The organism is Campylobacter concisus, assembly GCF_902460895.1.
Taxonomy (GTDB): domain Bacteria; phylum Campylobacterota; class Campylobacteria; order Campylobacterales; family Campylobacteraceae; genus Campylobacter_A; species Campylobacter_A concisus_BC.
The window spans coordinates 393,644-395,122 of the sequence record NZ_CABPVL010000004.1; the positions used below are offsets into that span (position 1 = coordinate 393,644).

1 protein-coding gene is annotated in these 1,479 nt (G+C 36.9%); it reads left to right on the forward strand.

The annotated features are described in order from the left end of the window. On the forward strand, positions 1 to 1,479 hold a 1,479-nt coding region (locus F3G98_RS10485), incomplete at both ends, for an Ig-like domain-containing protein (protein WP_188116991.1).

Consider the following 1,479-nt stretch of genomic DNA (forward strand, 5'->3'; position numbering starts at 1 on the left):
GGCAAAATTTCTGATGATGAAAACAAAGCTAATGACAAAGATGCTAGTAAAACAACAGTAGAAGTTACTATACCAAAAGATGGTTCAGTAAAACCAGGTGATAAAGTAGTTGTTACTGATGACAATGGTAAAAAGACTGAAAAACCAATCAACCAAGATGATATCGATAAAGGTAAGATTGATATCCCAGTTGATCTAAACCCAGGCAAAGATAACAATGTAACAGCAGAGATCATCAATCCAAATAACCCTAACAACCCAGGCAAGGATAGCAAGGTGATAGGTGAAGATAGTGAGAATACTAAAGCTCCAGAAGCTCCAGTTATCAATGAAGTAATTGATGATGCTAAAGGCTATGGAGAAGATACTAAAGTTGGTAACGTTCTTGATGTTAAAGGTCATCTAACAAATGATAAAACTCCAACTATCAAAGGCACTGCAAAAGCTGGCTCAAAAGTAGAAATTTATGATAATGGCGACAAGATAGGTGAGACAACAGCTAAATCTAATGGTTCATGGGAATTTACAGCTCCAGAACTTACTAAACAAGGCGAGCATAAATTTACAGCAACTGCTGAGAATAAATTTGGTAAGAGCACACCAAGCAATGAAGCTACAATCGATCTAGATTCAATCGCTCCAAAACTTGATAACGTTAAAATCACTCCAATCGATACTAATAGCAAAGCTGATGATACAGCAGAGCTAACTATGGGAACAGGTCATACAGATACTCCAAATGCTGAGATATTATTTAGAGATGTAGATAACAACATTATAGGAAAAGGTCACGCTAACAGTGCAGGTGACTTCTTAATTCAACTAGATAAAGCTGTTCAACCAGGTACTCCAGTATTTGTTCAAGCAATAGACAAAGCTGGTAACGCAGGTACAGAAATGGCTACGGCTGGCAATATAGAGCATCCAAATGATCATACAGTTCCAAAAGTAGATATCGATACTGTAACTCCAGTTGATACAAACAACCCATCAGATGGTACTCCAGATAAAGGTATCGTAAAAGGTAAATCAGATGAGCCAAATGCTCCAGTAGTTGTTACTGATGAAAGTGGTAAAACAATAGGCACTGGCACAACTGATGATAAAGGAAATTTCGAAATCACTACTGATCCAATCAAACCAGGTGATAAAGTAAAAGTTGAAGTAACTGATAAAGCTGGCCATAAAGGTAGTGATACAGAGACTGCAGGGGATACAGAAATTTTACATAAAGATCTTCCAGAAGCTCCAGTTATCAATGAAGTAATTGATGATGCTAAAGGCTATGGAGAAGATACTAAAGTTGGTAACGTTCTTGATGTTAAAGGTCATCTAACAAATGATAAAACTCCAACTATCAAAGGCACTGCAAAAGCTGGCTCAAAAGTAGAAATTTATGATAATGGCGACAAGATAGGTGAGACAACAGCTAAATCTAATGGTTCATGGGAATTTACAGCTCCAGAACTTACTAAACAA